This is a genomic window from Microcystis sp. M_OC_Ca_00000000_C217Col (assembly GCF_007095585.1).
GTDB lineage: Bacteria > Cyanobacteriota > Cyanobacteriia > Cyanobacteriales > Microcystaceae > Microcystis > Microcystis panniformis.
The window spans coordinates 1-26,631 of record NZ_SFBV01000050.1; the positions used below are offsets into that span (position 1 = coordinate 1).

At 41.7% G+C, this 26,631-nt stretch carries 22 protein-coding genes; 10 read left to right on the plus strand and 12 right to left on the minus strand.

The genetic code is table 11. From position 1 onward, the window contains the following. Positions 1-325: 325 nt before the first annotated feature. From EWV66_RS02930 to EWV66_RS02945, 4 genes are all read right to left on the minus strand, one after another. Positions 326-3,307, minus strand: coding sequence for a serine protease (locus EWV66_RS02930; RefSeq protein WP_287108497.1), 2,982 nt, complete (start codon positions 3,305-3,307; stop codon positions 326-328). A 231-nt stretch (positions 3,308-3,538) separates the two neighbouring features. Then, positions 3,539-6,001: a CHASE2 domain-containing protein gene (locus EWV66_RS02935; protein WP_287108498.1), complete on the minus strand. Its 2,463-nt coding sequence runs from the start codon at positions 5,999-6,001 to the stop codon at positions 3,539-3,541. 15 nt (positions 6,002-6,016) lie between these two features. After that, a complete protein-coding gene (locus EWV66_RS02940; protein WP_287108499.1) occupies positions 6,017-7,144 on the minus strand; it encodes a DUF1822 family protein in 1,128 nt (375 codons plus the stop codon). 2 nt (positions 7,145-7,146) lie between these two features. Beyond that, positions 7,147-8,394: a sigma-70 family RNA polymerase sigma factor gene (locus EWV66_RS02945; RefSeq protein WP_052275779.1), complete on the minus strand. Its 1,248-nt coding sequence runs from the start codon at positions 8,392-8,394 to the stop codon at positions 7,147-7,149. A gap of 272 nt (positions 8,395-8,666) precedes the next feature. Between EWV66_RS02945 and ftsH3 the strand changes: the two genes are divergently transcribed. After that, the gene (ftsH3, locus tag EWV66_RS02950; RefSeq protein ID WP_052275780.1) at positions 8,667-10,520 is read left to right on the plus strand and encodes an ATP-dependent zinc metalloprotease FtsH3; all 1,854 of its coding nucleotides are present in this window, start codon (positions 8,667-8,669) and stop codon (positions 10,518-10,520) included. Between the two features lie 620 nt (positions 10,521-11,140). Continuing rightward, positions 11,141-12,088, plus strand: coding sequence for a tRNA (adenosine(37)-N6)-dimethylallyltransferase MiaA (miaA, locus tag EWV66_RS02955; protein WP_287108501.1), 948 nt, complete (start codon positions 11,141-11,143; stop codon positions 12,086-12,088). Here the strand turns inward: miaA and EWV66_RS02960 are convergent. Genes EWV66_RS02960 through EWV66_RS02970 form a run of 3 tightly spaced genes read right to left on the minus strand, consistent with a single transcriptional unit; the run spans position 12,030 to position 15,362 of the window. Then, a complete protein-coding gene (locus EWV66_RS02960) occupies positions 12,030-13,436 on the minus strand; it encodes a DUF2079 domain-containing protein (protein WP_287108502.1) in 1,407 nt (468 codons plus the stop codon). The genes miaA and EWV66_RS02960 overlap by 59 nt on opposite strands. 12 nt (positions 13,437-13,448) lie before the next feature. Then, entirely contained in the window at positions 13,449-14,306 is an 858-nt protein-coding gene (locus EWV66_RS02965) for an amino acid ABC transporter substrate-binding protein (protein ID WP_287108503.1), read from the minus strand. Positions 14,307-14,324: 18 nt separating this feature from the next. After that, a complete protein-coding gene (locus EWV66_RS02970; protein ID WP_287108504.1) occupies positions 14,325-15,362 on the minus strand; it encodes an AI-2E family transporter in 1,038 nt (345 codons plus the stop codon). Between the two features lie 463 nt (positions 15,363-15,825). On the opposite strand from EWV66_RS02970, the gene EWV66_RS02975 reads away from it, so the two are divergent. After that, positions 15,826-16,608 carry a pentapeptide repeat-containing protein gene (locus EWV66_RS02975; RefSeq protein ID WP_287108506.1) on the plus strand — a complete coding sequence of 261 codons (783 nt, stop codon included), beginning with the start codon at positions 15,826-15,828 and terminating at the stop codon, positions 16,606-16,608. Between the two features lie 48 nt (positions 16,609-16,656). Beyond that, entirely contained in the window at positions 16,657-17,109 is a 453-nt protein-coding gene (locus EWV66_RS02980) for a DUF8637 domain-containing protein (protein ID WP_052275785.1), read from the plus strand. Positions 17,110-17,126: 17 nt separating this feature from the next. Here EWV66_RS02980 and EWV66_RS02985 read toward each other — a convergent pair whose 3' ends face one another. Beyond that, positions 17,127-17,777: a ParA family protein gene (locus EWV66_RS02985; protein ID WP_052275786.1), complete on the minus strand. Its 651-nt coding sequence runs from the start codon at positions 17,775-17,777 to the stop codon at positions 17,127-17,129. Here EWV66_RS02985 and EWV66_RS02990 point away from each other — a divergent pair. After that, positions 17,766-17,894: a hypothetical protein gene (locus EWV66_RS02990; RefSeq protein WP_287108507.1), complete on the plus strand. Its 129-nt coding sequence runs from the start codon at positions 17,766-17,768 to the stop codon at positions 17,892-17,894. The two genes, EWV66_RS02985 and EWV66_RS02990, sit on opposite strands and share 12 nt — an antisense overlap. Before the next feature lie 50 nt (positions 17,895-17,944). On the opposite strand, the gene gatB is transcribed toward EWV66_RS02990, so the two are convergent. Continuing rightward, the gene (gatB, locus tag EWV66_RS02995; RefSeq protein WP_185237368.1) at positions 17,945-19,417 is read right to left on the minus strand and encodes an Asp-tRNA(Asn)/Glu-tRNA(Gln) amidotransferase subunit GatB; all 1,473 of its coding nucleotides are present in this window, start codon (positions 19,415-19,417) and stop codon (positions 17,945-17,947) included. Positions 19,418-20,107: 690 nt separating this feature from the next. On the opposite strand from gatB, the gene EWV66_RS03000 reads away from it, so the two are divergent. After that, entirely contained in the window at positions 20,108-21,637 is a 1,530-nt protein-coding gene (locus tag EWV66_RS03000; protein ID WP_052278388.1) for a pyruvate kinase, read from the plus strand. Beyond that, complete coding sequence (locus tag EWV66_RS03005; protein WP_287115896.1) at positions 21,628-21,777, plus strand: hypothetical protein; 150 nt, start codon at positions 21,628-21,630, stop codon at positions 21,775-21,777. Before EWV66_RS03000 ends, EWV66_RS03005 begins: the two co-directional genes overlap by 10 nt. A gap of 60 nt (positions 21,778-21,837) precedes the next feature. On the opposite strand, the gene EWV66_RS03010 is transcribed toward EWV66_RS03005, so the two are convergent. Further along, a complete protein-coding gene (locus EWV66_RS03010) occupies positions 21,838-22,032 on the minus strand; it encodes a hypothetical protein (protein WP_002738625.1) in 195 nt (64 codons plus the stop codon). 236 nt (positions 22,033-22,268) lie between these two features. Here EWV66_RS03010 and EWV66_RS03015 point away from each other — a divergent pair, with 236 nt between their 5' ends. Genes EWV66_RS03015 through EWV66_RS03025 form a run of 3 tightly spaced genes read left to right on the plus strand, consistent with a single transcriptional unit; the run spans position 22,269 to position 24,746 of the window. Next, on the plus strand, positions 22,269-22,844 hold the full coding sequence (locus EWV66_RS03015; RefSeq protein ID WP_052275788.1) for a hypothetical protein: 576 nt from the start codon (positions 22,269-22,271) through the stop codon (positions 22,842-22,844). A 1-nt stretch (position 22,845) separates the two neighbouring features. Beyond that, positions 22,846-24,525, plus strand: coding sequence for a glycosyltransferase family 39 protein (locus tag EWV66_RS03020; protein WP_287108509.1), 1,680 nt, complete (start codon positions 22,846-22,848; stop codon positions 24,523-24,525). Positions 24,526-24,536: 11 nt separating this feature from the next. Beyond that, on the plus strand, positions 24,537-24,746 hold the full coding sequence (locus tag EWV66_RS03025; protein ID WP_002752080.1) for a hypothetical protein: 210 nt from the start codon (positions 24,537-24,539) through the stop codon (positions 24,744-24,746). A 224-nt stretch (positions 24,747-24,970) separates the two neighbouring features. On the opposite strand, the gene EWV66_RS03030 is transcribed toward EWV66_RS03025, so the two are convergent. Both EWV66_RS03030 and yidC read right to left on the minus strand, forming a co-directional pair. Continuing rightward, positions 24,971-25,465 carry a Jag family protein gene (locus EWV66_RS03030; protein ID WP_185237373.1) on the minus strand — a complete coding sequence of 165 codons (495 nt, stop codon included), beginning with the start codon at positions 25,463-25,465 and terminating at the stop codon, positions 24,971-24,973. After that, the gene (gene yidC, locus EWV66_RS03035; RefSeq protein ID WP_287108511.1) at positions 25,465-26,613 is read right to left on the minus strand and encodes a membrane protein insertase YidC; all 1,149 of its coding nucleotides are present in this window, start codon (positions 26,611-26,613) and stop codon (positions 25,465-25,467) included. The genes EWV66_RS03030 and yidC overlap by 1 nt, the downstream gene beginning before the upstream one ends. Positions 26,614-26,631: the final 18 nt, after the last annotated feature.

The window sequence follows — 26,631 nt, forward strand, 5'->3', positions numbered from 1 at the left end:
AAGTAAACCCAACAAAAAGATTCAGACGGATTTAGGTGTTGGGTGTTGGGTTTCGCTTTTCCTGAGAATTGAGAGGTTTTCTTTAACATATTTATTCGCTCAACCCAACCTACGAAACTGTAGGTTGGGTTGAGGCACGAAACCCAACCATAAACCCAAGGAAACTAAAGTAGGTTGGGTTGACGTAAGGAAACCCAACAATACACCCAAGGAAACCCAACAAAAAGATTCAGACGGATTTAGGTGTTGGGTGTTGGGTTTCGCTTTCCCTGAGAATTGAGAGGTTTTCCTTAACATATTTATTCGCTCAACCCAACCTACGAAACTACTGATTAACATAATTTTTTAGTTCAGGATGTGCTAATAATTTTTGAACATCAGCAAAAATTTTGTTTGTCCGTAAAATCTTTTTGAGGAAATCAATATTGGCAAGTTGAGAATTAATACTTAAAGCACTTTCAGCGAGTTTTAATGCTTTATCTTTTTCGCCTTGATGATAAAAAGCAACGGCTAAAGCTAATTGAATTTCGGCTGATTGATTGTTAATTATTAGTGCTTTTTCCCATTGTTTAATTGCTTCACTTATTGACCCTTGTTCATACTTAACTAAGCCGATGCCCATCATAGCAAACCAAGCATTTTTGTTAATTTTAATAGCTTTGTTGTAGTCAGAGAGGGCTAATTCGTATTTTTGTTGGAGATAGTAAAGATTCCCCCGATTGTAGTAAGCCTCAACTAAATTAGGATTAATTTCAAGAGCTTGGTTGAAGTCAGCTAAAGCTAATTCGTCTTTTTGTTGGAGACTGTAAATACCCCCCCGATTGATGTAAGCTATAGCTAACTTAGAATCAAGTTCAATAGCTTTGTTGAAGTCAGCTAATGCTAATTCGTATTTTTGTTGGTTATAGTAAATACCCCCCCGATTGTTGTAAGCCTCAGCTAACTTAGAATCAAGTTCAATAGCTTTGTTGAAGTCAGCTAAAGCTAATTCGTATTTTTGTTGGTTATAGTAAATGCCCCCCCGATTGCTGTAAGCCCCAGCTAACTTAGAATCAAGTTCAATAGCTTTGTTGAAGTCAGCTAAAGCTAATTCGTATTTTTGTTGGTAATAGTAAAGCTCCCCCCGACCAGAGTAAGCCATAGCATAATTAGGATTAAGTTTCATAGCTTTGTTGAAGTCAGCTAAAGCTAATTCGTATTTTTTTTGCAAGTAATAGTTACTCCCACGAATCGCATACCAAAAAGCACGAGGAGCGAGATCAATTGCCTGAGTAATTGTGTCTAATCCCTCATCATAACGTTTTAACTCATATAATACTACCCATTTTATGATATAAGATTTAGGATTATTGGGAAACAGAGAAATCGCCTGATTAATCACCGTTAAGGCTTGCTCATAATTTTCTAAAGAGCGATAAACTACACTTTGCTGTTGTAAAATACTACTGTGAAAGTTCTTTAAATCTTCCCCTTTAGGTAAGGTATTAATCGCTTGTTGCAAAGCTTCTATAGCTGGTTGATCTTTATCTAAAGCACCTAACGCTAATCCCTTCCCATACCAGGCTAAATAGACATTCTTGGGGTCATTTTGCTTAATCGCCTCATCAAACGCCTTAATTGCTTCCTCATGCCTCCGTAACCGCCATAATTGTCCTCCCCTTTCTATCCAAATATCCGCCTTCGCATTGGTATTAGGGACAATAACACCAGTAATCGCTTGAATAATTTCTTGTTTTTGTTGCGGACTAACTTGGGGTTGAGCAGTGGTTAATAATTGCGGTTTTACCTTCAATCTTTCTTGCAATCCGATAAAAGTGCTAATGGGAATCCCTAAACTAAACCCTAGCTGAATTTTCCCTACCCCTGCTGTTTCCGAACTTCCATGAATCCCTATTACTCTCCCCTGAGAGTCTAAGACTGCACCGCCACTCATGCCCCCAAATGTGATGCTGGTATAAACTAATTCATAGCCTCCGGTTAAAGAAGCAACACTTTGTAATGTTCCACTTTGTTGAGTGCTTAAAGGACTTTGGCGGGTTAGTAGTAATCCCGTTTCTTTATCGTTAATTCTACCGCCACTAAACAACCATTTCGAGGGATTGTTGCCAATTTTGGGGAAGCCTGCGGCAAAAACAAAATCACCGGTATTTGGGTTATAATTCGCTATTTCCGCAACGGGATAATTGTCTCGGCTTTCAAACTGAAAGACTGCTAAATCTACCCCTTCCTGCCGAATAATGGTGCTTTTCTCGATGTTTCGAGTTTTGCCGTCGCTGGTGACGACGGTGTAGGTGTAATCAGCACAGCTGTCGGTGCGTGCCATTTCTCCGCAAAGGACGTGATCGGCGGTTAGGACGGTGTAAATATTCCCTTCTTTAGCGATAATTACGCCACTTCCATTGGCAATTACGCCACTTCCATTGGTTTTACTGCTACTATCAATCCGGACGGTGAAACCCTTCGCTTTCGTTTCTAATTCGGCGATATAGTCAGTAGGGGCGGTGGTTTCTATATCGGGGTTCACCGGCGGTAGAGGTAGGTTATAGGCGCTGAGGATTTCCGGACGGATGTAGGTTAATAGGGTATTGATGGAAATGCCCCAGTTAACCGCTCTCATCTGTTGGATTTCTGCGTCTGTGGGTTTTGTGCCGTCCTCGTAGATGTAGTTAGAGAGAATCGGATAGGCCGATCGCCCGTTAATACCGATTAAATCCCGCTCGACAAAAATGCCGCCGCCACTCATTCCCTGCACGATATCGCCACTATAACCGACGCTGTAGCCATCCCGGAGGGGTCGATCGCTCACCTGTTCGAGGGTTCCCTTTGTCGTCCGATACTGTCCCGTTTCGGCAACATATCCCGCGGCCACCACTTCTAAACCGATCCTGTTTTGATTGATGGTAAACTCCGCGATGGTGGCGATCGAATAGTCCCGGGTATCGCTAAACTCCAGCAGAGCGAGATCTTGATTCTCCGATAGGGAATTGGGGACAATGCGGGCCGCACGGCTGTGGCCGTCGTAAGTTTGTACCTGTAGGGTTTTCGTGTTGCGGGTAACGTGGGCGTTGGTTAGGATAAGGTAATTATCGCCTTTTTTAGCGATAATCGTCCCCGATCCCCGATTTGTCTCGCTAGTAATCCGAACGGTGACTCGTTGTAGGAATTGCTCCTCGGTAAGCTCCCGATCGCCCTGTGCCGTCAGAATGGGATGATTAGAAATATTTCCGGCAGCCGGGGTGACAAGGGTTAACCCGGGTTGAGGCAGTAGGGAGAAAAGAAGGATGAGGGCGATCGAAGGTTTGATCATGGCTGTTACCTAGAGTTTGCTGAATAAATGTGAAATGTAGGCAAGGTAAGAGTTTTGTCGTTTTTCTCGTGAAACAGGTGCAAGATTTTGAGAGAATCGTGCTTCAAAACCTTGCGTCTTCATCGGCCCGGGTCCTGTAGGGGCGAAGCATTCGGGCAATAACCTATCGGTGAAACCGGAGATTTTCTATCCGAATGCTTCGCCCGTACTTTTTCAGCAAGCCTTACCTAGCTATTTTAAGTAGTAAGAACGAAGAAAAAAGAAGATACCGGAGGTGGTGAGAATTGCGATCGCTGGGGGAATAATCGGAACCCAGAGACCGAAATAACTAAAGAGAAGCCAACCGATACCAGTAAGGGAAATCACAGCGATCGCCACTGTCAAAAGTACCGTTTTTACCCGAAGAAAACGCCACGTTAATAATCCCCCCACCAGGGACCAACCTAGCACCCAGAAAGCCTCCTGTAGAGGATTCCAGAAAGCGATCGAGGTACGTTTTCCTTCCATTGTATCGAGAATTTGACTGACCGCGTGCGCGTGCAAATAAACCCCCGGAATTGCTTCCGATGGGTTGCGACTAAAGGGGGTTAAAAAATCATCGATCCCGGGTTCTGTTACTCCAATCAGGACAATTTTTTCCCGGACTGATTCGGAATTAAAACCCGGATCTAAAACCTGTCGGAGAGATTTTTTCGGAGCAATTTTTATGATTGCATCGATGCCATTATCGGCGATTCGACGGTAAGCGAGCATAACTTGACGGCCGGATCGGGTATCGGATTGACTGGTTCTGTAGGGGCCGCGGTTGGATTGCAGCCAGTCACCGAGATGAGTATCCCCGATATTAATTTCTAGAATTCCCCGCTGCAGTTTATTGCAGTCAAAATCTTGATTCTGGGATTCTAGATATCGTTTGGCAATTAGGAGACTAAAACTAGGAGCATAATCTTTAAAATTACAGGACATTGAGTCAACTTTGGCCAAAGAATCCGGGGGAAGACAGGGAGAGGTGCGATCGAGTTTTGCCTGATATAAAAAACGACGAATTCGGGGAACTCCGGCAATGGTTTCGTCTGGGACTATGTTACTAAAACCACTCTGATTTTTTGGCAGTTCCGGTGGTGGGGGAAATCCGTCCGGTTGCGGGTAATTATTAAACTTACAAATCGAGATAAAATTAGGAGTATTTTGTAATTGTTTGGCTAGGGGTGGATAATCTTGACTGGCAGCGATGGGACGGAGGATATCTAAGGCGATAATTTGCGGTTCGTAGGGCAGTAATTTATTTAAAAGCTGCGATAATGCTTCTCCTGCGAGGGAACGTTTTTGATCGCTTCCGGGTATTGTTGGTCTTTTCATACCCATGCGATCTTGATATTCCCAATCTTGGCGATCAATGGTAATAATTAATAATCTTTCATCGGGTTTATCTTTGGGTTTTAGTTGCATCAGGCGATCATAAATATTTAATTCTAAGGGTTCTAAAATTCCTGTTTCTCTTATTGCCAAGACTGTCATGGCTACGGCTAAACCTAAACCGAAAGTTAGAGCAAATCGTCGCCAATTTTGTTGTTTTTTAGGGGAGTTACTAAAACTATGCCAAGTGGGGGGTTCTTCGGTGGGATTGGGGCAAACTACGGGCAGCCAACTGGCACAGGGATAGTCTTTTTCCCAGTCATCGTGGAGATTTTTTTGGGCTTCATGTACGGCGCTATAGAGAGATTTATTATTGGTAAAAGCGGTTAAAAAGTATTGCAGAAATTTGGGAGAAACGGGATCGGGTAATTTCTCGCGCATAAAGATTAGATGGGGTAATGCCATCCCTTTTTCCCGGGATAGTTGTTGTGCCAAACCGATACCATCACAGGAGTTAAATATCGCTAACTTTAACCCGTTTTTAGTAGCTTCTCCCAGAGAAAAGCTAAAATCAGCTATCTTTAATTTATGAGTTTCTGTTAGTTGAATTTCGCAATCTTGCCCATCTTCTGTACTGGCACTATGACCGCTAAAAAAGAGGATATTCCAAGTTTCTTGACGCAATAACTGATTTAATTTTTGCGGGTGAGGGGCTTTTTCCCAGATAATTTCTGCTCCTGCTTTTCCCGCAATATCGTCTAAAGTTTTGCGATCTTCTTCGAGAAATCTTAAGTCGGTGGCATAGCCTAAAATGGCTAAAATCCGAATTTTTTCATGATTTCTTAATTGTCTGGTTAAGGTATCGTATTCTGAGACAATAATGGCTATATCTGCGCCAGTATTTTGGAGGATTTCCCATTTTTCCCAGGGGAATCTTTGCAGCCAAATATTATCGGTTTGTAACCAGATACGAAAGTTATTGCCAGAGCGCAGAATTGCGGTTTTGATCGGTTCAAATTCTGGGCTATTATTCAACCATTTGTTTAAGTTATCCTCAAATAATTTGGCTTTTTCTTGGCAGTTTTTAAAAACTAAACTCTGCTGAGAACTATTGGTAATTTGTTGGGGATTGCTATCTTTTAAGACTTTAAAAAATCCCTCTAATTCACTATAGTGACGTTGCCATTGACGGTAAAGAGTTAATAACTCTAAATTAGCTGGTAGCCTTGCTTTGATCACAGTTTGGGGACGAGAATTAAGATCGGGACAAATTTCTAATTTTACTTTAAATCCCCGATCAAATGTGCCATCTAGTTCGAGAGTTAAGAGTTTAATCATGAAGTTTTTCCTCGCTTATACTTGTAAATATTCGGTTACTCTTGCCGATTCTAAAGCCACTTCAATGAAGAATTTATCCCCCAATTCAGCATCAAATCGATAACGAATAAATTCATCGTTATCTGTGGCAATTACTTCTCGAAAAACCTGGCCAGTTTCGGTGAGAATACTTAATTTTAAATGGGGGGGTAAAGTGCTTGTTTCTCCGGTGGGGTAAACAGTCGCTTGCAGGCTAAATATTTCTTGAGTTTTAGCGATAGTAATCATCAAAGCGAGGGGATTTCCCAGTAATTCTACTCCTAAATCTTTGATGCGTTTAATTTCTGTATTTTTGAAAGCTGGAACCAGTGACAGTGAGCTAAAATTGAGGATACTTTGCCAATCAATGGGGAAATTATCAGTAAACCAATTGGTTAACTTGACGGGAGATTTTTGCCGACGGGTAATTAAAATTTTTCTCCAGTTACTATTGACGATAACTGCTGCCCATTCTTGAAAAGCAATAGCTTTTCTGGGAAAGATTAACTGAGGATTAGCTAAGATGTCTAGTAAGGTTGTCAATCTATCTAAAGATAGTTTTTCTTCCATCTTTTCCTGTTCAATCTTCACTGGTTGTAATTGACACTCTCCCCATAAATCTAAAGAATCTGATCCTGATTGCAGTTGATTTCTCGGTAGAGAGTAGTTAAGATTACGCTTAATATATTGTCCTTTTTCTTTAATATCTTTATGGGTAGTAGAACCCCAAATTCTCAGATAACTTTCGGCAGTGTTTACCTGTACCGCTAGATAATAATCACCAATTAATTGAGAAATATCTACCCATTCTTGAGGAATTTCGATCGCTTCTAGATCCAGAGTTTCGCTGGCAATAACGACCACTGACTTTTCGCCTAATTTAACGGTAAAACCATTAACTCCTAGTTGCCAGAAATCTTCTTGATTTTCTACTAAGCTAACCCCAGTCATCCCTGACTGTAGATAGTTAAAAATAACTTGTTGACAAAGATAATTAACATAAAATCTCTGACGAATACTGGCATCAGTAAAACTGGCACTTTTTGCCCAACTTATCTCTTGAACATCTGCGGGTATTTCTAGCCAAATGCTATCAGGAGTTAGTTCTAACCAATCATTAACCATAATTAATCCTCCTGAGTTGTTGCGCTGGTTTGATAGTAGTATGTTAGCCATGGTTCTATTGCCTTACTAATAACTTCTCTATCGTGAGACTGGGAAGGAATATGCAGGTTTTCGCTGGCCCAGGGTAAAAACTTTTTAGCGAGGTGACGATAAACTTTATCCAGTTCCCTAGAAACCTGATATTGTTTGATAACTACCGTGGTGATTTCTGTAATCTTAGCGGCAATTGCCACTTGTCCCAACCCTAACCCATAAGTCATCTCTAGAATTAACTGAATTTGCGGATGCAGTTTTGCCTGTTGCGGCTGCTGACAAATCTGTGAAATTTCTGCCCCTAACCAAGCTAGAATTTTTTGGTGGTTTTGTTGCGACTCGCGAAAATTTTCCGCCGCTTCTAATTGCTGCCAAGGGGTATCATGGTCAGTATCTTCGATCATTTCTTCCCTCGTGGTACTTTCCTCACCCCCGAAAGGTTGCTGTAGGGAAATTGTTTTTCCTTGGGGAAATAAATAATCAAAAATAGCTTGTCCTGCATCCTGTAACCATCGGGTAATTGTCCCAGAATTGATTTTGATGGTAGAGTGGCTATCCGAGTTATAGGCAGCGGCGATTTTTTGCCAGATTTCTGGACTAGGTTCCTGAATTTTACCATCGGTTTTTATTTTTGCCTGGGCATAAATTTCTTTATAGTAATCCCAAGCTAAAAGGTAATTTTCGAGAGTTTCTCCCACTAATCCCCTCGCCAGGAGAGCTTGGCTGAGACGCGCTCCGGTAGAATTAAGTAGTAGGCTCCAAGTATTATGGCCGAATGCTTGACTAATCTGACGGATGCGATCGATTAAGCGATATTTAATCCTCTGGGTGGCAAAATTATCGAAGCGAGTGGAGAATAAAGGCTTAAAGTCAGCTAAGATAGCCTCAAAATCAAGAATTCCTTCGTTAAAGTAGTCTTCGATCTGATAATCCAGTTTAGCTTGATATTTTTGATAGATTTCGGCAGCTGCCCAGTAGCAAGGTTCCTGCAAATAAGCGTATAAATGCCCACGAAAAAGATGATTTTTGGAACCGTGATTCTGGTACTGTTGGTGAAAGAATAGAGACCAATATTCCTCGGACTCGACATTAGGATCGATTGGGCCATAGCTTTCCATGTTACGACGCAAACGCCGATCGCAATTCCATTGTGTCCTATTTTGCTGCAAAACTAAAAAGCAACAAAACTTCTCCAGCAAAGTCTCTCGTTTTTTCATCTAGCTAGTCCCCGTGGAGGTCAACTAAACTCTCTATCGTTCCACTTGCAGCTTTTATGCAGTATTTTGGCATTTTGTTACAAATTGATCATACTCGGTCTAGGAGAGTCACATTCACATACTCCCCCACCCCCAACAGCTAACCCCCATGGCGGACCAGAACAGGCATATTAAAAAAAAACCTGTCCACTGTTCCTGAGAAACGTTAACATAAGTTAACAACCCCTTAACAACCGATAAGATCATCCTCAATTTATCAGGAGTTCGACAGCGTGAACAAAAACGGTAATAACAAAAAATGGCGCAATGCGGGACTATATGCCCTATTGTTAATCGTAGTCCTTGCCTTGGCCTCAGCTTTCTTCGATCGCCAGCCAGCAGTGCAACAGACTTGGAAGTATAGTGAATTTTTACAGGAAGTACGGGAAGGTAAAGTGGAAACCGTGCGCTTAAGTGCTGACCGGCAACGAGCGATCGTACCCACCCAAGATGGAGCAAATGTATTAGTTAACCTGCCCAACGATCCGCAATTAATCAACATCTTGGCAGAAAATAACGTTGATATTTCCGTACTGCCCCAAAGAGAAGAAGGAGTATGGGTAAGAGCCTTCAGTAGCCTATTTTTCCCTATATTGCTTCTTGTTGGTCTATTTTTCTTGCTCCGTCGCGCCCAAAGTGGTCCCGGTTCCCAAGCGATGAACTTCGGCAAATCGAAAGCAAGAGTACAGATGGAACCCCAAACCCAGGTTACTTTCGGTGATGTGGCCGGGATTGAAGGGGCAAAATTAGAATTAAACGAAGTGGTGGACTTCCTCAAAAATGCCGATCGCTTCACGGCAATTGGGGCAAAAATCCCCAAAGGAGTCCTTTTAGTCGGTCCTCCGGGGACAGGTAAAACCCTACTCGCTCGCGCAGTAGCTGGGGAAGCAGGAGTCCCGTTTTTTAGCATTTCCGGTTCGGAATTCGTGGAAATGTTCGTCGGGGTGGGTGCTTCTCGCGTCCGCGACCTATTTGAACAAGCGAAAGCGAATGCACCTTGTATCGTCTTTATCGATGAGATTGATGCTGTCGGTCGTCAACGGGGCGCCGGTTTAGGGGGTGGTAACGATGAACGGGAACAAACCCTCAACCAATTATTAACGGAAATGGACGGTTTTGAAGGTAATACAGGTATTATCATTATCGCCGCCACTAACCGTCCTGATGTGCTGGATGCCGCTTTATTACGTCCGGGTCGTTTCGATCGCCAAGTGGTGGTGGATCGTCCCGATTACGCTGGCCGTAAGGAAATCCTTAATGTCCACTCCAGAGGCAAAACTTTGGCCCAAGACGTGGATCTCGATAAAATCGCCCGTCGTACCCCCGGTTTTACCGGTGCGGATCTGGCTAATTTGCTCAACGAAGCCGCAATTTTAGCCGCACGTCGCAATTTAACCGAGATTTCTATGGATGAGATCAACGATGCGATCGATCGTGTCCTGGCCGGTCCTGAGAAGAAAAATCGCGTCATGAGCGAAAAACGCAAAACTTTAGTTGCTTACCATGAAGCTGGTCATGCTTTGGTGGGTGCTTTAATGCCGGATTATGATCCTGTCCAGAAAATTAGTATTATTCCTCGCGGTCGCGCCGGGGGTTTAACTTGGTTCACTCCTAGCGAGGATCGCATGGAATCCGGGTTATATTCTCGCGCTTATCTGCAAAATCAGATGGCTGTAGCTTTGGGGGGTCGTTTAGCTGAAGAAATTATCTTCGGTGAGGAGGAAGTGACTACGGGTGCTTCTAATGACCTGCAACAGGTGGCACGAGTAGCGCGGCAAATGGTCACTCGTTTCGGCATGAGCGATCGCCTAGGACCGGTGGCCTTAGGTCGTCAAAATGGTAATGTTTTCCTAGGTCGTGATATCGCTTCCGATCGAGATTTCTCCGATGAAACTGCGGCAGCTATTGACGAGGAAGTGCGTAACTTAGTGGAACAGGCCTATCGTCGCGCTAAAGAGGTTTTAGTCAATAACCGCGCCATCTTGGACCAGTTAGCACAAATGTTAGTGGAAAAAGAAACCGTGGACGCGGAGGAGTTACAAAATATCCTCGCTCATAACGATGTGAAAATGGCGGCTTTAGCTTAAGTTTTGTAACATTTTCTTGACAAACAGCATCCTGATGGGTGCTGTTTTTTTTGTTAAATGAAAATTAATGACAAACTTAAGCTGTTAATCGGGTGTATCTCAATTTTTGTCAATCCCACACAGAGAAAACGGGTTTCTCGGAGAAACCCGTTTTCTACTCATGTAATTTGGGATTTTTAAGCGGAAACTTTCTCCTAAAGTTGATTCAAGGTAGGGTTGATTCAAGGTAGGGTTGATTCATGAATCAACCCTACCCAAACCCCGAAGCGCATTAGTTTTTCGGTGGGATGCTTACAGATAGCTGCTGATATATCTGTAATAATTTAAGAGTCACTGATAATTAATGTGGGATGTACCCCTGTTAATCAGCTTCACAATACCCAGTTTAAATGCGTCTTAAGTAGGGAGGCACAATTATTTGTAGGATGGGTTAGCGGTAGCGCAACATGAGCGGACGTTGGGTTTCATGCTTCAACCCAACCTACGTTGATCTTATATTTAATTCCACCCACCCACTTAGCTTAACAGTCCTGTCTTTTCACTGATTACTGATTACTGATTACTGTTCACTGATTACTGATTACTGTTCACTGATTACTGATTACTGTCATGTAGCATCGATGACTACTTCCTCTTTACCTATTTTAATTGTTATTTGTGGGGCAACTGCCACAGGAAAATCCAGTTTAGCCCTACAATTGGCCGAAAAGTTTAATTCAGTAATTCTCAGTGCCGATTCCCGACAAATCTATCGAGAATTTAATATTGGTACCGCTAAACCTAGCTTAGAAGAATGTCAGCGGATTTCCCATTATCTAATTGATATTTGTGATCCTCAAGATAATTTTACCCTAGCACAGTACCAAGAACAGGCTGAGGATTTAATCAACAATCTCCACTATTCTCCCCTGTTTTTAGTCGGTGGTACGGGACTTTATATCAAGTCCATTGTCAAAGGTTTAAAAATACCGAGGGTTTCCCCTCAACCGGATTTAAGACAGCAATTACAAGCTTTAGGACAATCCTATCTTTATCAAATTCTGACGCAGGTAGATGAAGATGCCGCTAAAAAAATTCATCCCCATGATCAAGTCAGGACTTTACGCGCTTTAGAGGTTTTTTATCTGACAGGAAAACCTATCTCTAGTCAGCAGGGAGAAAATCCTCCCACTTATCCGATTTTACAAATTGGTTTAGATTGTTCCCCAGAAAGTTTAGGCAAGCGGATCACTGTTCGTACTGATCAAATGATCGCCAGGGGATTAGTAGCAGAGGTGCAGAATTTGGGGGATAAATACGGTTGGGATTTGCCACTTTTGCAGACTTTGGGTTATGCAGAGATTAAGCAATATCTGCTCGGGGAAATTTCTTTAGAACAGGCGATCGATCTAATTATCCTCCACACCCGTCAATTTGCCAAACGTCAGCGCACTTGGTTTCGTGCCGATGCTGATATTGTCTGGTTTCCCGTCGATAAAGAAAATTTATTAAAATCGGTGGAACGAAAAATTATTTTGTTTCTTGAGGGGTTGTCAAGGCCCGATATAAAAACACATCATCCTGATTAAAGATTAACCGGAAGTTCTCATTTTGATTGAGTTTATTTAAGTGATCATCAATTAGTTCTGGTGAACTAGACCAACCGGGATGACGGCGATCGAGTAGGATATAATTAAATTGATTTAAATCTAGGGATTGGGAACCTTCGATCGCTAATTTGATCATTTCTCGATGGGTAAGATGGGGGGCAATTCTAGAAGTAGTCAAGACACTCTCACTGGTGGTAATTTGGGTTAGAGCTTTTTGGGTGGCGGACCAAGTATCGAGGGAATTTAAATACAGTGACCAAAAATAGCCGTATTTAGCTAAGGCAAAAAAGGCAATAATTGCCCAAGTAATTATCCATTTAGGCTGCTTCAACCAGTTACTATTATGGGCTAAAGTGGCGATAACCGCTAGAAATAAAAAGGGCAAAATTGGCAGGGAATATTGAGTGGTTAAGTTTTTTTGTGGGGCATGATCTGCTAATAAATTTAAAGCGAGTGCGGGAATAGCGGCAATTATTGGGGCAGAATAGCGCCAGGATAAACCCCAAACTAAGGGAATAATTAATAGGATGAGGTATTCTAGATTGTTGCCAGTAAAGATTTTTCCTAAGACAAGATCGGGTTTGAGGAAAAGATTAAAGATAATTGCTGGCAAACTATCTCCTAGATAACTATATCGAGAATCAGCCATTTCAATAACTGCCGATTTTCCTGTCAGGAGGGGAATTAATAACTTCGTGGTGATAATAAACCAAAGAATGCCAGTAATCATGGCAATTATTCCGGGGATTTTTTTCTTTTCCCAGAGAAGTAACCAGATACCCATTCCCAACAATGTTAAAGAGAGAATTGCTTTACAACCGAGAATAATAATGATTCCTAGACAAAATCCCCAGAGATTATTTAATCTTGCAGCCAAAATTGTCCAAAAAATGGCTGGAACTGCTATAACTTCTGGATGAAAATCAAAGAGATTAACATTAAAAATTAGGGGATAGAGCAGATAAACTAAGGCTAATGTATAAGCTTGTTTTTCTTTTAATCCCGCTTGTATTGCCAATTGCCAGAGGGGAAAAGCACCAAGAGAAAGGGAAAAAGCTTGTAAGAAAAGCAGCCAATAAACGCTAGGATAAATTTTATAAAGTAAGGCTATAGGATAGAGAATAAAAGCGATATGATCGCCTAAAATATGGTAGCCAACAAAAGATATAATCGGTGGTTTACCTTGAGAAATTAGGTAAACTCCTTGATCAAACCAACCAAGATCGAGAGCATTAGATTGAAATAAAATATGTCTGACAGCACTGCAAATAAACAGAATTATTGTCGCGCAACCAATCAACCAAAATAAATCATTTTTTTTGTGCATAATCGTTAATTTTTACTGGGATTTTTCGGGATTATTACGACAATACTGCCAGGTATCTCTAAAATAGGAAGCAACTTCAGTAAACCATGCTTTAAAAATATTTCTGTTCTCACTGGTGACGATAACCCCATTAATAAACTCTTGCCATTGGGGATCATTAGCGGGAAGAATGAAACCATAATAATCACAATTTAAAGGATTGCGCGGGATAAGTTGATAATCTTCTTCTAAGGATAAACCGAGAATGACAGCTTCTCCAATTAGCAGAATACCATCACTAGCAAAAGCATCTATTCTATTCCTTCTTAAACTTTGGATACCTCGCAGTCTTCCCGTCACTCCTTGAAATTCTTGATAGGTAGCAAGAGGATATTTTTGTCTTAATAATTCTTGAGTGGTGGTATCTCGCAAAACTCCAATACTTATACCTTCTAAGGACGAAGAAAAGTTAAAATTTTTCTGATTATCACTCCGAACTAAAAACTGAGTTCCCGTCACAAAAAAAGGACGAGAAAAACTGACACCATCAGGTATATTTTTTCTGATACTATTGGGACCACACTCGAAATCAACGGTTTTATTTTCCAATAACTGGAAGCGATTAAATAAAGTGGATTTATAAATTTTGACACTGATGATCTGGAGGTTTAATTTGTGCTTTAGTTCCCCTCTGAGCAATTGGATAAAATCTAAGCATAATCCCTGCAAATTATTATTACTATCTCGATAGCCAAAAGGAATGGCATCTTCTCTCATCGCTACTTCTAATAATCCCGTGCGTTTAATTTTTTCTAGAACCGTTTCCGACTTAGCTGGGAGAGCAGCAAAAATATTAGATAAAATAACGAGAGTAAGAATGATTAATTTCATGACTTTTGCCGAGATTATTTAAGATTTGTTATGGACTTTATCCCATTGATCTAAAATGTCTTTGAATAATAATTCATCTAACCATGTTTTTACTACCACTGTCAAAGGTAAAGCCAATAATAAACCTAAGATGCCAAACATTTGAGCAAAGAAAATTTGAGCAATTAGGGTAATTGCCGGTAGTAAAGATACCTGTTTAGCCATGACAGTGGGTGTCAGCCAATAACTTTCGACATTTTGGATAATAAAATAGAGAATCAGAATAGCGACAATTTTCCAAGGTGCATCGATAACAGCAATTAGAATGGGAAAAATCACACTAGCAGTCGGTCCGATATTAGGGATAAAATTGAGCAATCCTGCTAAGATAGCATGAACGAGAACTAGATTAATTTGTAGAACGAAAAGACCGAACCCACTTAATAACCCTACCATAGTTGAACTAATGGCAATTCCCAACAACCAATTACCCAAACCCGCTTCCGATAGGGTCAGAATTTCCTCGGCGCGACGACGATAGAAGTTAGGAAATAATTTTAAGAAAGCTTGTCGATAGGGTTGGGGGTTGGCTAACATCATCATTGCTAACACCAGCACGAATAATAATTGCAAAATGGCCGCCACTGAGTTAGAAAAGAAGGTAAAAAAGTTACTAAAAACAAAGGTTCCTAAAGGTTGTAACTGCTGGACTAAATCAGTTAAATTAGGCAAGGGTGGCAACCAATCAAATTGAAATTGTTGTCGCCATTGAATCGAGTTATTGCGGACTAAATCCCAAGCTTGCGGTAAAAGTTCAATTAATTTTTGAAACTGTTCGATAAAGGGGGGAACAATAATTATAAAAAATAAAATCACAATTCCTAGACTCGTCAGCAGGGTGATTAAAATAGCCAAACCCCTTTTAATCCCCAATCTCTGCAATCCTTTTACACATCTATTTAAGGCTACGGTAAACACGATCGCCATAAAAATCAATAATAACAGCTGTCGAATCTGCCACAATACATACAGAGCCATTATTAAACAGATAAACCCCAACCACTGACCAAATTTCACGACCTTGATTTATCCTATCGGGACAAGTTTTATCATACAGCAGTCGGTCGGCGGTCGGCAGGAGATAGGTTTTAGGTCTTGGGGTTTTGGAGTCTTGGGGTTTTGGGGTTTTAGTTCAATTTCCCCAGTTCCCCAGTTCCCCAGTTCCCCACTTCCCCACCTCCCCACCTCCCCACTTCCCCACTTCCCAACTTCCCCACTTCCCCACTTCCCCACTTCCCTAACAGCACAAATCAAGTTCTGTATCAAAAATTTGCTAATTTTGCTGTTATGTGCTATACAGTTACGCATCAAAACAGGATAGAAAAACGAGATTTTTTTAATTACCAGACATTTTCTCAAATTTTATGGCAACTCTCCCAGAGTCAAATTATCCTAAAAGAAATCCTCTCCTAGAAAATCCGACAAGACTCAGAGAAATTGTGGCCGTTAATGCTTTTATCCTTGTACTAGGACTTCGATAATGAAAGAATTGGAGCGATACTATAAAGTTTTAGGGTTAGATCATGGGGCATCTCTCGACGAGATCAATCAAGCCTACAAAGATTTGGTGTTTATTTGGCATCCCGATCGCATTCCCAAAGATAATCAGCGTCTTTTGGAAAAAGCCACCGCTAAACTGCAAGAAATTAACCACGCTAGGGAACAGTTACGGCAAATTCATCAAAATTCTCCTAAACGCTCCAATTCCCCCCCTAAAACTGAAAAACAGCCCGCCCACGCCTATAAAACTGCTTCCCCCTATCAGCCTCACCCTAGCCAACCCGGCCAAAATTCCCAAACCCACAGTCATAAAACCCACAGTCAACAAACCCACAGTCAACACAGCCACTCCCAGAATAACCATCAGGTCCACAATCATGCCGCCTGGCGCCCTCACTATCGGGATTTAAACGGAGCCGATTTACAGGGAGCTAACCTGAAGGAAAAAGATTTCTCTAGTCGCAGTCTCATCGGGGCAGATTTAAGCCATGCCGACTTAAGCGATAGCTTCCTGCACAAAGTTAACCTAGAAAAGGCTAATCTGTACAAAGCTAATCTTTTTCGCGCCAATCTCCTCGAAGCTAACCTTAAAGGCGCAAATTTACAGGAAGCCAATCTCATCGGAGCGGATTTAAGTGGGGCAGATCTGTCGGCGGCAGATTTACGCGGGGCAAAAATTGGCTTTGGTAAGCGTATTATGGTGAAATTAACTGGAGCAATTTTAACGGGAACAATTCTCCCCGATGGTTCGATTCATCAATGAATAACCTCCTGCTAATTTTGATTTTTCTTTAATAGGAACTATCACCCGATGGGCATTTATTACACAATCGCTGCTGTTTTTCTAGGGATGCAATTAGCTGGAGGAGAAAATTTATCTGCAGCGAATCCTGATTTTTTACTGCTGCAAAAAGCTCTAGAAAAACACAATTTTATCGTCAAACTTGCCCCACCACCAGTGCGAGGAGCCTACGGTTTATTTGATAGTAAAACTAGAATTATTTGGATTCATCCCCTAGTTTTTGACTTAGGTATTGCCCGACCAACATTAATTCATGAAGCTGTCCATGCCGCTCAACTTTGTCATGGAGGCAAAACAGTTAAAGCTCTTAATTTAGCCATAGAACCACCGGCAATGACCAGAAGATTTTTTATGCATTATGAGGGTTTTAGCAGACAAATTGAAGCCGAAGCCTATACTGTTCAAGTTCAGCCCGATGGTCTGGATTTAGTGATTTCTTTACTGCAAAAATATTGTCCTTAGAAAACCTGTCCATAAATCTACCAATCTCGTTCTAATTCTTCGGCTACACGACGATAATCAGCGCTGGCTTCTTGGGCATTTTTACCGCGCCAATTGGTAATAGCAACCCCGTCTAAAACGGCTTTTTCGTGGGCCTTATAATTTCTGACAAAAGCATGACAGGCGGGAATACCTAATTCTAATAAAGTATTTTGTGCTTCTAAAGTTTCCTTAAGACTACGGGAATCCACTTTTGTTAATAAAACCCGATAGGCAATTCCTAGGGGTTTAACTGCCGTGCGTACCGTGTCAATTAAAGCCATTAAATCCATCGGTGCGGGAGGAGTCGGTAAAATTAAATAATCTGATTCTGCTATGACTGCGGTAAGTAATTCGGAACGCAAAGCTGGTGGTGTGTCAATCACGATCAGATCGTACTCGATAATTTGACGCAATTCTCCTAATTTCTCTGTATTAATTTGCTTGGCTAAATCAAATACCATACCCGCTTGATTTCTTTCTACCCACCAAGTGGAGGAACCCTGCGGATCCGCATCCACCAGCAAAACACGCTGATTCTGCCCCCAAATTGCCGCTAAATTAACCGCAGTGGTGGTTTTACCCACACCACCTTTACCGTTGACAACAGCGAGAATTTTCGGGCCATTAGGCTTTAATTGCGAGGTCATTTTCAGTTATCAGTTATCAGTTATCAGTTATCAGTTATCAGTTATCAGTTATCAGTTATCAGTTATCAGTTACCAGTTATCAGTTACCAGTTATCAGTTACCAGTTATCAGATTTGAGTTTTAAGTTCACTGATTACTGTTTACTGATTACTGATCACTGAATATAACTAACCAGAAAGTTTTTGATCTAAGATTTGGCTAGTTAATTTAGGATCGGCTTTACCGCCGCTTTTTTTCATGACTTGACCGACAAAAAATCCCTTAAGATTGGTTTTACCCGCCCGGAATTTTTCTAACTCGCTTGGATGGGAGGCGATAATTTCCTCGATCAGTTTTTCGATCGCAGAACTGTCAGAAATTTGTATTAATCCTTTCTTTTCCACCAGTGTTTTTGGTGAACCGCCCTGGGTGAGAAGTTCCGGTAAAATTTCCTTAGCAATTTTGCCACTAATTGTTCCCGTTTCAATCAGTTTAACTAATTCCGCTAAGTCTGGTGCTTGCAGGGCAATTTCTGTGATCGTCAGCTTATTATTATTCAAATAAGCGGCGATATCTTGACTGATCCAGTTAGCGACTAATTTCGCATTTGCCCCGGCAATTACCGCAGTTTCAAAATATTCAGCCACGGTGCGATCATCGGTTAAAACCCTGGCATCGTAGGGGGAAAGACCAAATTCTTCCTCATAACGACGACGTTTACGAGCGGGTAATTCCGGTAATTCTTCCGCCCAAGCTTTTAACTGTTCGGGGGAAACTTCTAGGGGGGGTAAATCCGGTTCGGGAAAATAGCGATAATCGCTAGAACCTTCTTTTTTCCGCATACTAATCGTCCGTTGAGTAGCTTCTTCCCAAAGACGGGTTTCCTGTACGATTGGTTCGCCATTTTCGATCGCTTCAATTTGTCGATCGATCTCGTATTCTATGGCTTTTTGGATAGCACTAAAGGAGTTCATATTTTTGATTTCTACCTTAGTCCCGAACTTTTTAGCGCCTTTTTTGCGAACGGAAATATTGACATCGCAGCGCAGGGAACCTTCCTGCATATTACCGTCACTGATGCCGAGATAACGCACTAAACGCCGTAATTCTTGGGCATATTCCGCCGCTTCGGTGCCGGTGCGTAAATCCGGTTCTGAGACAATTTCCAATAATGGTACACCTGTACGATTAAAATCCACGAGGGAATGGGTGGAACCGGAGAGACGTTCGCTGCCAGCATGAACCAGTTTTCCCGCGTCTTCTTCCATGTGCAGACGGGTAATGCCGATAATTTTGCGGCTAACTTCCTTAGTTTTTTTATCGACGATCTCGATTTCTAGTTGACCCTGTTCGACAATAGGGAGATCATACTGGGAAATTTGATAATTTTTCGGCAGGTCGGGATAAAAATACTGTTTGCGATCGAATTTGCTATGAGGTGTGATTTTACCATCGATAGCTAATCCCAGTTTAACAGCACTGGCCAGGACTTCTTGGTTAAGGACGGGTAATACCCCCGGATAACCCAAACAGACGGGACAGACGTTAGTATTGGGGGGACTATCGAAGTTGGTAGGACAGGAACAAAATATCTTGCTTTTGGTGTTGAGTTGACAGTGGGTTTCTAAACCGATAATTGCTTCGTATTCAGTGGCAGACATATTTTCTCGCTCTAGCCGACACAGGAATGATCTGTTTACTCATTATAGTCGCGATTCTGGATCATTCCCTCCCTTCATAAAACTTAATACTGTAGTTACTAATCAATTTATACAGCCTGAATATAGCTCAAAAAAGATAATTGATTTAACCAATGTCCGCCATTATTTTTAATTTTATGGAATAAAACAGGGAAGCTTATCGATAGTTTTTCACCGATAAACCTAGCTTTTCTAGTAGCGACCACCGACCAGCGACTCCCGAAAAAGAAAACTTACCACCTCACTATGAAGATAACCGCCACAAATCGTAGCAAAAATTAACTTCTAGAGGCGGGATATTCGCTTAGTATAGAAACAGAGAGATTATACCTGAGAACTGACCCCATAACCAGCCAAAAGCAATATGAGCGGTGAAAGTGATCATTTTCTAGGCGAGTATTGCCTTAGTAAGTAGGTGGGTGTTAAAAATTGTCAGATACCTCCCTTATTAAGGAGTAAGCTAAACGGCGCTTAACCTGCATGATCCAACAGCTATAACCCTTTTGGAGTCTATATCGGTGATCCGAAGTAAAAGCCGTTTAGCTTATCCCCCCTTATCAAGGGGGGCAGGGGGGATCAAGGACAAAATCTATCTTCGATTTAATTGAAACCACTTACTTAATTGACGATTTTTACTTTTTACTTGATTTTATGTCTTTAACTCTCTCAGAACAACTCAAACGAGAACAATTATCCTACCCCCAAACTCTCCTCCATCATCTGCAAAAGTTACGGCATTTTGTAACAGTAGAAGGAGAGGAGAAATTGCAGCAGTGGAAAAACCTGATTGAAAAGGAGAATTTTCAACCTAGCACCCGTAATTTAGCCTATTATCTCGCCCTGAGACAAGAAGATATCCGGGATTTACAATTAGCTTTAATGCCCTGGGGATTATCTTCCCTAGGCCGGATTGAATCGAAAGTTTTACCGACCCTCGATGCGGTAATTGCCACTTTAGGTGCGGTTTGTCATCAAGAAGCCTCATTATTACCCAAACATCCCCCTTTAGAGGCATTTTTCCAAGGAGATCAACTTTTAGCCTCCCATAGCGCCGAAGTTTTTGGTCTGTCTTCCCCCCGGCGTCGGGTGCGAATTATGGTGACAATGCCGACGGAAGCGGCAACCGACCCCGATTTTATCGCTCAATTACTGCGTTGCGGGATGGACTGTATTCGCATTAATTGCGCCCATGATGGCCCGAAAGAGTGGCAGGGAATGATCGAAAATCTGCGCGAGGCGGTCAAAAATCCCGAAAATTTAGTCAATGGACATACCTGTAAGGTTTATATGGACTTAGCCGGCCCGAAAATCCGTTTAGAAGAGATTTTAGCCCCCCAGTCCCAAACCAAACTATATCAAGGGGATTTTCTCCTCTTAACCACCCAACCGCCTCACACTGCCCATCCTCAGTATTTTCAGGCTAATTGTTCCCAACCGGAAATTATTCCCCAAATTCCCGTCGGGGCGAAAGTTTGGATTGATGATGGTCATATTGGGGCTGAAGTTATTGCCATAATGCCGGAAGGTCTTTTACTAAAAATTACCCACGCTAGGGAGAAAGGGGAAAAACTCAAAGCAGATAAAGGCCTAAATTTCCCCGATACCGTCTTAAATATCGATCCTTTGACCGCAAAAGACCGGCAAGATTTAGATTTTATTGCCGAAAATGCCGATATTATCGGTTACTCTTTTGTACAAAAAGCCAGCGATATCGAGACACTACAGCTAGAGTTACAAAGTCGTTTGGGGGATGCTTGGCGACAAAAAGCAATCGTGGCCAAAATAGAAACACCTTTAGCCGTGAAAAATCTTCCCGAATTAATCATCCATGCCGCCGGTAAACAACCTTTTGGGGTGATGATTGCCCGGGGTGATTTGGCTGTAGAAATTGGCTATCAAAGACTAGCAGAAATTCAAGAGGAAATTCTCTGGTTATGCGAAGCGGCCCATATTCCGGTAATTTGGGCCACCCAAGTCCTAGAAAATCTGGTCAAGAAAAGTATTCCTTCCCGGGCCGAGATTACCGATGCCGCTATGGCCGAAAGGGCTGAATGTGTCATGCTGAATAAGGGGAAATATATCCGCAAAGCGGTGACAATTCTCGATGATGTTTTACAGAGAATGCAGACCCACCAAGCTAAAAAAACCCCCCAATTACGCGCTCTCCATTCTTGGGTTTAGGCAGCTTCAGTTATCAGTTATCAGTTATCAGTTATCAGTTATCAGTTATCAGTTATCAGTTATCAGTTATCAGTTATCAGTTATCAGTTATCAGTTATCAGTTATCAGTTATCAGTTATCAGTTGTTCACTGTTTACTGACCACTGAAAAAACTCCCACTCCCCCACACCTTTTCAACAGGATTGAGAATCAGAGGCAAATTAACGCATATTATTGACCGCACCACTAACTAAACCAGCGCTAACATAGCGACCATAACCATCAAGACGGTTTTGTTGAGCGATTCGGGAGGGATTATTGACGAGATCGGCAACTCCCACACCCATCATCACCACGGAGATAACTGCGATTAAGTAGTTACGGACAAAAGTTGGATTTTGGTGGCTGACTAACATGGTTGTTACCTCTCTTTCCTGTCGATAACCTTAGAATACGAGAGGGTTTGGGGTGATGTCAGTCCCATAATTCCGGGTGACAGAAGTGGAAAAAAGTGGAATCCACAGATAAGCTATGATTTTTTGTCGATTAGAATCGGTAAATAGGGAATGGGGAACAGGAAAAGGGCAGTATTCGTCGTCAATCTGGTTAAATAATCGATAAATTACCTAAAAACTCAGATATTCTCCAGAATATGACCTTAAAACCCGCGATTATGACCATAAAATTTTTCTGGCCTTTAGTTTTAGGATTATCTATTGTTATTATTGACAATGGGCAATATTTGAGAGCAGAAACGGTAACTTTGAGCGCCAGTCAACGCCAACAACTGCGATCGCTAGATGCTAAGATTATTTTACCTAACTATATCCCTCCCGGATTTCGGGCCAGCGAGATTAAAATCCTCGCAGAAGAGGGGAAAGGATACGCAGTCCTCTTTGAAAATGCCGAGAATAGCTGTTTTTTGGTGGAGGGAATCGAAAACGCCAGGGGCGATGATGGTTTAGAATTAGAGGGAACCCTAGCGCTCAATTCCCCACTATTTGGAGAAGGATACTGGCTTAATTATGGTACACCTAAAAACTCGGAATTAAGGCAACAATTCCCCGAACCTGATTTGTATTCCGATTGGATGAAAATGGGAGAATATTTTTATCGTCTCAGTGGGGCATTAATTGCCCGGGAGGAGTATGATTATCCTAATTGCCGTCAAGATATTTCCCCATCGGAAGCGGTTAAAATAATCGAATCTTTTGGAGATAACAATTAAATTGAATTTATCTACAGTCATTTCTGATCTACAACAAAGAAGCAAGGAGCGGTTAGCTTGGTCTGATTTTTGCTGGTTAGGATTAGTAATAATTTTGGGACTGGTTATTAGGTTAACACAATTAACAAGCAAACCTCCCTGGACGGATGAATTTGCCACTATGGTTTTTAGTATTGGCAATAATTACCAGATAGTGCCGTTAAATCAAATAATTTCCCTAGACACCTTATTAGCACCTCTCCAGAGCAACCATCAGGCAACTATTGCCGATGTAATTAAATTAGTTATTCAGGAGGACAATCATCCACCTTTATATTTTATTTTCGCCTATCTCTGGAATAAATTATTCTTTGATCGGGGAGAATATGTATCTTTAGAAGGAATGCGATCGCTGGCGGTATTTTGGGGAGTTATTTCGATTCCTCTAATTTATTTTATCAGTAAATTGGTCTTTAAATCCGGCTCGATCGCTTTTCTGGCGGCGATTTTAATGGCGGTTTCTCCCTACGCAGTTTTTATCTCCCAAGAAGCGCGCCATTATACTTTAGCGGTTGTATTTGTCCTCATATCTTTAGGCTGTTTTCTGAGGGCAAGCAGCAAAATTATCCACCGTCAGAGAATATCCCCTACTTTGGTTTTTTTCTGGTTAATTGTCAACTGTCTAGGGTTATTAGTCCACTATTTTTTTAGTTTAACTATCCTCGCAGAGGCAATAACTTTATTATGGATTTTATCCAATCAAATCAAACAAAAAAACTTTTGGATAACTAATTGGTGGCGTTTAAGTTTAGTTTTTTTAGGTAACTTGAGCTTTATTATTATTTGGTTTATCACCTTTGTCCCCAAAGATTATGGCAATCAGATGACCGGTTGGATTCAGAGAGACAATGATAGTTTTTTAGCAGTAATTAGCCCCTTTTTTCAATTGCTGGGAACATTAATTACTATGCTTTCCCTGCTCCCCGTTGAATCAGAATCTTTAATAATTATCTTGATTTCTGGGGCAATAATGATCGGTTTTTTTCTCTGGATTATCCCACAATTAAAAACAGCATGGCTAGACTCCTATAAACCCGAATTAGGCATTCTCTCGGCATTTTTTCTCAGTTCAATTGCCATTTTCTTTGTCATCACCTATCTGCTTTCGATCGATATTACCCGGGGAGCTAGATATAGTTTTGTTTACTTTCCCTCGGTAATTTTAATTCTAGCAATTTTATTAGATAATTGTTGGCAAAGGAAGCAGAAAAGAATAGTAATTATTGTCCTTATCATGGCTTTAGTTAGTTCCCTAAGTGTGACTTTTAATTTAGGCTATCGTAAGTATTATCGGCCAGATAAATTAGTTACTACTATCGAAAATAATAGCCGTTATCCGTTAGTAATTGCCACTAGCTATAGGAGTTTAGTGCAGGTGGGAGAAATGATGGGAATTGCTTGGGAATTTAACCAAAGATTTCCCGATAAAACCCCTAAGTTTCTCTTAGTTAACCCAGAACAAAAGCCAAATTTTAATCTGTCATCTTCCCACCCTTTTGAATTATGGTTAATTAATTTCCATTCTTCAATAGATTTATCGGACTGTCAACTCTCAGAGTTATCCTCCAATTATGTAACAGGTTATCAATATCAAAAGTTTCTCTGTGGGCGATCGATGGATTATAATAATAAAGTTAAGTAGGGCTATTAACTATGATTATTTGGGTAAATGAACAGATTGATCCCTGTGGTTTAGTACAAGCTTGTATTGCCTGTCAAGACGAACAAGCGGCAAAAGATTGTCATCAAAGTTGGTTAACCAATCTTACGGACGAACAAAAACAAGCGGGGTGGGTGGCAGTTTTAAGAACCGTAGAATCTTGGGATGATGTACCTGTAAATGCTCTGAAGTTAAGTTATTAAGTGGGTGGGTGGAATTAAATATAAGATGAACGTAGGTTGGGTTGAAGCATGAAACCCAACGCGCGCATAGTTTACGCTACCGCTAACCCATCCTACAAATAATTGTGCCTCCCTACTTAACTCTCCTGCAACAATCAAAAATCTTCCGTTAGGTGAAGAAACTCCAGACAGGAGATATCTGGCTAAAATAAAAAAGAGGGCAGGTTTTACCCCACCCTTTGATCTTATTTTAAACGAATCACTAACCGGCGATCGGGTTCCACGCCGCGACTTTCCGTGGTTAAATCGTTTTCTTCCTGAAAAAAGGCATGGATTTGGCGACGTTCCGCCGAAGATAGGGCTTTTAATTCTATTTCCTGTCCTGTTTGCCGCACTTGCGTCGCCGCTTGATTAACCCAGTCGAAAAGTTCTGACTGTCTTTGTTGACGATAGCCATTGATTTCGACAATATAGAATTGATGTTCTGCCGCCTCGACACCAATATTCAGAATCGTATTAGCTAGGGATTGAATCGCATCCAGTCCCTCACCCTTGTTAGCGAGGAGAAGTTCCACTTGTTGGGGACTCAATTGACTGCTATCAATAATTAACCAACAGGAGGAAGGTCCAGTTCCCAATTCCTGCACTCCAATCTGGACATCTGCGGACATGGCCATCAACTTTAGCAGTTTTTCCAGCCATTGTTTAGCGTTCTCGCTATTTTGCTCCCATATACTCATTACGATGTTTTTTCCTTTTTCTTGCTAGAACGTTTTTCAAAGGGGAGAGCATCGCGGGATTTTTCCGTTTTTTCCTGTTCCGCTACCAATTTTTGCAGGTTTTCCGGTAACGGTTCCCGCATCAAAATCACCGTTTGAATAGTTTGGAAGATGTTCGCAGTTAGGATATACATCAATACCCCCGCCGGTAAGGGGAAAAACAGGAACATCATACTAAAAATTATCGGGGTGATTTTATTCACCGTTTGCTGTTGTTGGGCTGCTCCCCCCGAAGGCGCACCGGCGCCGGATAACTCTTGGTTAACATAGATACTAATACCGAAAGCGATCACCATCGCCAAGATATCCCAGTGAATTTCACCATCTGGACCGGTTGCCCCAATTCTTCCCAGGGCCTCAATAAAGAGAAAACCCGTATTAGCGGCAATCCCCGGCACGATAACTTTAATACTGGCATCTCCGGGGGCTACAGCGACGATGGAACCGTCTTCATTAACTTGCACCAGTTCTTGCCCTTTAAGCACCTCGTAGGTGGGTTTTAGGTTATTTTCGGGTACTTCCGTGGCTAATTGGCTTAAAGACTTGCCCTGGTCGTTTTGCAGGTCGATTTTTACCTGTTCTCCCGGGGCGATTTTATTGCCTTGGGGTAAAAAAGCGGTGATGGGATAGTGGAGAGACTCGTCAATATAAACGTTTTGGGGTTTGGTGCCATAGGGTTGGCGCTGCACGAGGGCGATTTGTTCGCTCGGCAGCACTTGTAAATCGACAGTATAGTTAATATCCGAGAAGGGGGAACCCCGCAGCGTCGCAAATAAAGCCAAAAGAATCGGCATTTGTAATAACAGGGGTAAACAACCGGCCAAGGGATTGCCCAACTCCTGCATTAATTTGCCCATTTCCTCCTGTTGTTTTTGGGGGTCGTTTTTGTAGCGTTGTTGAATTTCTGCTTGTCTTTCCTTCATCAAGGGTTGAGTGATTCGCATTTTTCTCATATTGCGAATCTGGCCGGCGCTGAGGGGAAAGACGGCAAATCTCACCACCAGCGTTAAAGCAATGATGGCGAAACCGTAACTATGCACAATCCGAAAGAAAAAATCTAGGATTGGCAACATGATATTTGTGGAAATAAATCCGACTCCAAAATCCATGGCTTTAATCTATGCCTT